Origin of the sequence: Thomasclavelia saccharogumia DSM 17460 (assembly GCF_000686665.1) — a bacterium.
GTDB classification, from domain to species: Bacteria; Bacillota_I; Bacilli_A; order Erysipelotrichales; family Coprobacillaceae; genus Thomasclavelia; species Thomasclavelia saccharogumia.
Map to the genome: position 1 here is coordinate 1 of NZ_JMLH01000100.1, position 7,074 is coordinate 7,074.

The following is a 7,074-nucleotide window of genomic DNA, read 5'->3' on the forward strand; positions in this document are numbered from 1 at the left end:
TTTATTGGATTCATCCTAATCAACTCCACAATAGAATACCTCTTCATTTGGGGAGGGGGCCACTATGCCTATTTTACCACTAAACAACTTAAGAATAACAGTATTTATTTAAAATATTTTGATTATTGATACCAAAACAGTCATTCTTGGAGAAAAAAGCCATCATAAGAATTACATACGTTTTAGTACAATGAAACTTAATTCAAATTTTTATTATGGATTACTTACTATTCAGTATTTTGGATATAATTAGAAATCCTTTTTTTGTTTCCAAAAAAATTTGTTTAAGTTTATAACTTATTATATCTAGCTATTGATTTAGCAGTTAATACTAATCCAACTGAAGAATACTGTTTTATTAATAAAAAAAATAACATAATAATTCTTTCAATAGTACCAATCATTCTCCCGGATTTTATTGTATTCTCTGTATTACTATTTTCTTTATCAATAGGTTTGTATGATTGCATTATATTAACTATAAATATATTTGCTGGTTTATGTACAAGAAGCATCTGAATAATTAAAACCATAATTGATTGAATAGAAATTCCAATGATATTTAATATATCTAAAACCATTACATTATACTTATAATTCTTACCTGACTTTACCATAAAATAAGAAACTATCATTAATATAGCTATATGAATAACTTGATCAATTATAAAAATATTTTTTTATGTTCTCTAATAAATTTATTTTTCTTTAAGATATACTTTAATGCGTCTACTAAAAAATGAGAGAATATGATTATCCATAAATATATATTTTCAAAATTTGTACATATTAATTTAACTATAATTAAAGTTACTAATCCATAAATGATACTATGTATGACTAGATATTTAAAGTTTTTATCTTTTTTTCTTGCCATAGATTCAGACTGAAAATAAAAATCAGACAAGATATGGGCAATCAAAAATATAATCAGTATTTCTCTATAACTTGTTATCATACTTAACCTCACTTAATATTTTATTAACAGAATCAAAAGCATCTTTATATGTATAAAAATGTGTTTTAGATAAAATTTGTTGAATGTTTGATTGTGTAACATTAAAGTAATGTGCTGTTTCAGTTTGGTTTTTCTTTTCAAATAAAACATAATTTACAACTTCTCTTTGCTTTTTTGTCCAATCTTTTTCTATACAGTACATTAATTTTAAAATAGAATTTAGTGATAATTCTTGTAAATTATTATCCCCATCTATTTTAATTTGAATATCACCGTATGTACTCTCATTTTTCTTTTCTAATACTTTAAGTTGTTCAATACTATCTCTTGCTTTATAATATCCTGGTCCATCTGTGCCAATAGATATTGCTGAATTAATATCAGTAGTAATAGCTCCGATTCCAATGCCAAATCTTATTTTTATAGGATATGATTCTTTTTTTATATATTGAATTATGTCCATAACATTTTCTCCAGAATGTAACAATCCTTGAAACTCATCACCTAGTGTAATTGTAAAATTAGAAGATATTGAATCAGAATATATTTTATTAATTTCATTTAATATATTATTTAATTTGTTTTGAAACTCTCTGCGTTCTTCAATATTTTTTGAATTTTTAATATCACCTATAATCGCAATATATGGATCAAATTTAAAAAAGAAGAAAAACATTTATCACACCTCCTAATATTTAACTATAGTATAATATAATTTTACTTTACTTTCAATAATTATAAGCTATATAACTAATATTTATATTTTATAAGCTATTTTACTAATGAATAAAAATTATAATCTTTTTTCTTCATTATTTGTAAATGCAAACAAAAAAGAAATACTCAAACTTCTCACAAAGTCTAAATACTTCTCTAATCTTCTCACAACAATTATTACTAACGTTTTGTTAATTCATAATTATGATACAATCAATACTTTTTGATGTTTTTGCATCTTACTAGCTTATTTACCAAACCATCTCAAATCAACTCTATTCAACTGTTATATACATGAAACAGATAATACAAATGCATTTCTATTAATAGCATAATTATTTTCTGTATTGCATATAATACAAGATACACCAACTTCATATTGACTCTTTTTTAATTGATTAAAACTTTTAATATGACTTTCATTGAACATACTACCTTTTTTTATTTCTATACAATGAAGTTTTAGATTTTCAACAATGATAAGATCAATTTCATTTTGATTATTATCCCTATAATAATATCCTGGTAATTCTAATCCATTATTTTCATATGATTTCTTTATTTCATTCATAACATATGTCTCCATGAACGCCCCAGCCAAATTACTAATTAACAAATTTTCTGAATCATAAACTTTTGATAAATAAGCTGCTAATCCTGTATCACTAAAATATAATTTTGGAGCTTTAACAATTCTTTTTGATAATTTATACTCGCTATATGGTTGCAATAAATATATAATTCCTCTCATTTCCAAAATTGAAATCCAATCCTTTACTGTTTTAACATCAACACCTACATTTCTGGCAATTTGTGAATAATTGACTTGTTGACTTGTTAATGTTGCAATATGTTGTAAAAAATTATGAAACCTCAACTTATCTTTAAGATTTATAAGTTCATTAATATCCCTATCTAAATATGTGTTAACATAGTCTCTATAAAATCGTCTAGTTGGCAATTTTGGATTTTTTAATAATTCTAGATAAAATCCTCTAACTATTATTTTAAACAATTCATTGACATTTATAGGATTTATTTCTTTTTGTAATAATTCTAAAGATGGTAATCTTTCTCAACTATTTCACTATAGCTTAAAGGATTCATGAATAAAATAGTTGCTCTTCCAGCTAAAGACTGTGTAACACCTCGCATTAATGAAAAAGTCTGGGATCCGGTTAATACAAACATTCCATTGGCACTTCCTTCTTCAAGTCTTTTTTTATTAACAATTGATTCTATAACTTCCATTAGTATAGGAGCATATTGAATTTCATCAATAATCAAAGGATAGCCATATCTTTGAATAAAAATATTGAATCTTTTATAGCTTGTTCTCTCATCTCTATATCATCTAATGATACATAATGAAAACCATGTGTTTTTACCAAATTTTATGCTTCTGTTGATTTACCCACTTGTCTTGGTCCTGTAATAATAACAACAGGATAATGCTTTAATGATTCTTCAATTTTATTAAAAATCGTCCTTTTAAACATAGCACCCTCCTTTAATACATTTTTAGACTACAACTCCAAATCTGTATAAATATTACAACATATTTATCAATATTATTATAGTTTTATTTTCATTTTAAATACAAAAAAGATCCAAGATAATCTTGAATCTTCTTTCGTATTTGTTTTGATTAACGTTTTGTTAATCTCTAATTGTGATAAAATCAATATTTTTTGATGTTTTTGTATCTTACTAGCTTATTTATCAAACAATTTTAAATCAATTCAATACAACTGTTATATACAAGAAACAGATAATACAAATATATTTCTATTAATAGCATAATTATTTTCTGTATTACAAACTATACATGAAACGCCCATCTTATATTGGCTATGTTCTAACTGTTGAAAACTTTTGACATGCTTTTTATCAAACATACTTCCTTTTTTTATTTCAATGCAATGAACAGTTAAATTTTCTATCATGACAAGATCTATTTCATTTTGATGATTATCACGATAATAATAACCATCAAACTTCAAACCATTATTTTCATATGACTTTTTGATTTCATTCATAACATAAGTTTCCATAAATGCTCCTGCTAAATTACTAATAACAAGATATTCTGGATTATCTACTCTTGCTAAATGGGCAGCTAAACCAGTATCACAAAAATATAGCTTTGGTGATTTGACAATCCTTTTTGACAACTTATATTCACTATAAGGTTGTAGCAAATAAATAATACCACTTGCTTCTAATATTGAAATCCAGGACTTTACAGTTTTAGAATCTATACCTACATTTCTTGCAATATCTAGGTAATTGACTTGTTGGCTAGTCAATGTGGCTATATGTTGTAAGAAATTATGAAATAACAGTTTATCTTTAATATTAATCAGTTCAGATACATCTCTATCAATATAGGTGTTCACATAATTTTCATAGTATTCAAATGTATCACTCTCTTTATCTTTATACAACTCAGGATAAAATCCTCTAACAATTAACTTATATAATTCATTAACATTAATTGGCTGAAATTCTTTATTTAACATCTCAATACAAGGCAAAAAAGGTTTTTCTTCCTTTTCCACAATTTCACTATAACTTAAAGGCATCATTTTTAAAATACTTGCTCTACCAGCAAGAGATTGTGTAACTCCTTTCATCATTGAAAACGTTTGAGATCCCGTTAAAACAAACATGCCATTTGCATTATCTTCTTCTAATCTTTTTTTATTAACAATACTTTCTATAACTTCCATCAGTATAGGAGCATACTGAATCTCATCAATAATAAGTGGTATACCGTTTTGTTGAATAAAAAACTCCGGATCTTCTAAAGCTTGCTTTCTATTAGAAATTTTATCCAAGGATACATAATGGAATCCTAATTCCTTTGTTAATTTAAATGCTTCTGTAGATTTCCCGACTTGGCGTGGTCCAGTTATAATGACAACAGGATAATGCTTTAAAGAATTTTTTATACGATTAAAAATAGTTCTCTTATACATAAAAAAGCCTCCTTTTGTACAAATTTGGAATTAATATCTGAATTTGTACCAATTATACCATATTTATCATTATTATTATAGTTTTATTTTCATTTTAAATACAAAAAAAGACCCAAGATAATCTTGAATCTTCCTTCGTATTTGTTTTTGATTAACGTTTTGTTAAAACCAATTTGTTAACTTATAACTCAAATTTATTGATTTTTTCAACACTTTTTTCAATGAGATTTTTGATTTGCTGCCTTATTGCTACCATATCCAGCACATTTCAAAACTTCTCACATCAACAAATCCTAAAGAAATCTGTTATATTCAATTAACTAAAAACTGCTAAAAATTAATTGATATCAGATTTCAATACCTTCCAGTACCCTCTTGTACCACCAACTCTTTTAATATATTGATTTATTTGTAATTTTTGAGTAATTCGCTTGACAGTTGCAATTGGAATTCCAGATATATTAGATATCTTTTTCTGAGATATTTTTTCATCATTCATAATTATACTCAGAACTTTTTGTTCTTTTTTTGTTAATAATTCATTTTGATTAATATCATAATTGGTATCAACCTCAAAATTTAAATTAGGCATAATTACTCGGAATTGTGTTCTATCAGAATAAAAAGATGGCTTCTTTTTATCTGTATAATTTTCTTCTAATTTATATCCTTCTACAATTTTACTCAATCCACTTCCTTGTCTTTCCATCAATCCTAATCGATTAAAAATATCAGCTATAACAGGATTTCTTCTCTCAGATGAAACATATCGTATATCTAAATTTTGAATCACACTACCATTGACCATGCCACCAGGAGAATATATTTCCATTCTATCATCGAATATATCAATGTGTACTTCACTTCCAACAACCATATAATCACGATGAATTAATGCATTTACAAGAGCTTCAGATGCACTTTGAAATACATATTCTGGCATTTCAATACGTGAAAATGGTGTCTTTTTCCACATTATTCTTGTGTTTCTTCTAATAAACGATTCTCAATCACGCAATAGTGAAATTATTCCACCTGTATATTCATCACTATCTAATGCATCAATTAATCCTCCAGCTCTTGTCAACCCATTCCATCTTGTACAAAATAATCTATTTTGATATAATGGCGTTTCATCTGCCAACAATGCACCAGCATTTGTAAGATTTCCATGATGATCAACAATTCCAAATGATTTAAATAATTTATCATCAAAACTATTGCCTGTCCATTGTTTATAACGTTCTCTCAATTTAGAAAAAGAATAATCTTCAAATTTATAATCTGTTGATAACGAATCATAAGAACTATTCTTTCCTCTTAAAACTAATCTTTTTAATTCTATTGAATGAGCAATAACACTTTCATTTCCAATACGGATATATGCTTCCATAACACCATCACCACTATAATAGTATGGTGTTTCATCACCATTAAATACTTCTAATAGTAATATATGTGAGCCTTCAATTTGTTCAATATGCATATTAATTTGTGGTATGGGATCGATTCTTTCTTTTATCTTTTGACTAATAAACTCTAAATCTTCTTTCACATTATCTAATCCAATAATTTTATCATCATCAGTAATACCAAAAATCAATACTCCTCCATCAGTATTAGCAAACGCACTTACACTTTTCAGCCAACTTTTTACCTTTCTTTTTTCTACTGCTTGTTTCTTATCATACTCTGTTGATTCTCCAACAAATTTACTTAAAATCAAATCTATCAGCTCCTTTTGTATATTATACCCTTTATTTTTAAAGAAAAAAAGAATCATTGAAGATAAGTCAGCAACGACGAGTAAATTTTTTAATTTAAGCAGTTTTAATGATAAATATCTTAAGTGTTTATGACTGCTATATTTTTTTCTATTTTTTTGGGCAAAAAGACCCTGTGAATTTTTTACTGTTTTTTTTTACTTTTCAAGGTCCTCATGGTACAATATCTATAGAGATATTCTACTTAGATGTAAAGGTTGCGCTATTTCCCTTACATCACTTGCACTTAGGGCTTGTGTCCTAAGTGCTTCTTTTATTCTTAGCGCCATTTTATGTATCGTTTCAAATATCCCCTTGTTCCTTTCGTGCTGCTCCATTAACTGCATGATCATATGGGTCATCAACAACAGTATAAAATGTCCCTTTACTGCATTTTCATCATAACTGTAGATATGTCCCAAATTATACCCTTTGTTTTTTAAGTCATTGAATCCCTTGTTCTCTATCTTCCATCTCTTTCTTCCTGTTTTGATCATTTTTTCTATACTGTTTTCATTGATTTTAAAATTCGTTGCGTACCAGAATGTCTTTCCTTTTGTCCTGAGTCTTATCATATTAATTTTCATTTCTTTAAATTCAACTCCATTATAATAGTCATAGACCTTTTCCCCTTTGACTACACTATTCAAATCAT

9 protein-coding genes are annotated in these 7,074 nt (G+C 26.4%); all 9 read right to left on the reverse strand.

What is annotated here, in order from left to right:
- Nucleotides 1–290: 290 nt before the first annotated feature.
- Nucleotides 291–617, reverse strand: a complete 327-nt coding sequence (locus tag BR82_RS0114060; protein ID WP_147590262.1) for a hypothetical protein — start codon at nucleotides 615–617, stop codon at nucleotides 291–293.
- Nucleotides 618–664: 47 nt separating this feature from the next.
- A complete protein-coding gene (locus BR82_RS17965; protein WP_027090689.1) occupies nucleotides 665–958 on the reverse strand; it encodes a DUF3307 domain-containing protein in 294 nt (97 codons plus the stop codon).
- Entirely contained in the window at nucleotides 942–1,634 is a 693-nt protein-coding gene (locus tag BR82_RS0114070) for a SatD family protein (RefSeq protein WP_027090690.1), read from the reverse strand. Before BR82_RS0114070 ends, BR82_RS17965 begins: the two co-directional genes overlap by 17 nt.
- 327 nt (nucleotides 1,635–1,961) lie before the next feature.
- Nucleotides 1,962–2,690 carry an ATP-binding protein gene (locus BR82_RS17770; protein ID WP_240474571.1) on the reverse strand — a complete coding sequence of 243 codons (729 nt, stop codon included), beginning with the start codon at nucleotides 2,688–2,690 and terminating at the stop codon, nucleotides 1,962–1,964.
- Nucleotides 2,691–2,731: 41 nt separating this feature from the next.
- Entirely contained in the window at nucleotides 2,732–2,989 is a 258-nt protein-coding gene (locus BR82_RS17775; protein WP_418080440.1) for an AAA family ATPase, read from the reverse strand.
- Nucleotides 2,990–3,429: 440 nt separating this feature from the next.
- Nucleotides 3,430–4,656: an ATP-binding protein gene (locus BR82_RS0114080; RefSeq protein WP_027090691.1), complete on the reverse strand. Its 1,227-nt coding sequence runs from the start codon at nucleotides 4,654–4,656 to the stop codon at nucleotides 3,430–3,432.
- Between the two features lie 337 nt (nucleotides 4,657–4,993).
- On the reverse strand, nucleotides 4,994–5,632 hold the full coding sequence (locus BR82_RS17505; RefSeq protein ID WP_205618773.1) for an ATP-binding protein: 639 nt from the start codon (nucleotides 5,630–5,632) through the stop codon (nucleotides 4,994–4,996).
- Between the two features lie 30 nt (nucleotides 5,633–5,662).
- A complete protein-coding gene (locus BR82_RS17510) occupies nucleotides 5,663–6,382 on the reverse strand; it encodes an AlbA family DNA-binding domain-containing protein (RefSeq protein ID WP_205618774.1) in 720 nt (239 codons plus the stop codon).
- 225 nt (nucleotides 6,383–6,607) lie between these two features.
- On the reverse strand, nucleotides 6,608–7,074 hold a 467-nt coding region (locus tag BR82_RS16035; protein WP_034865187.1), incomplete at its 5' end, for a transposase.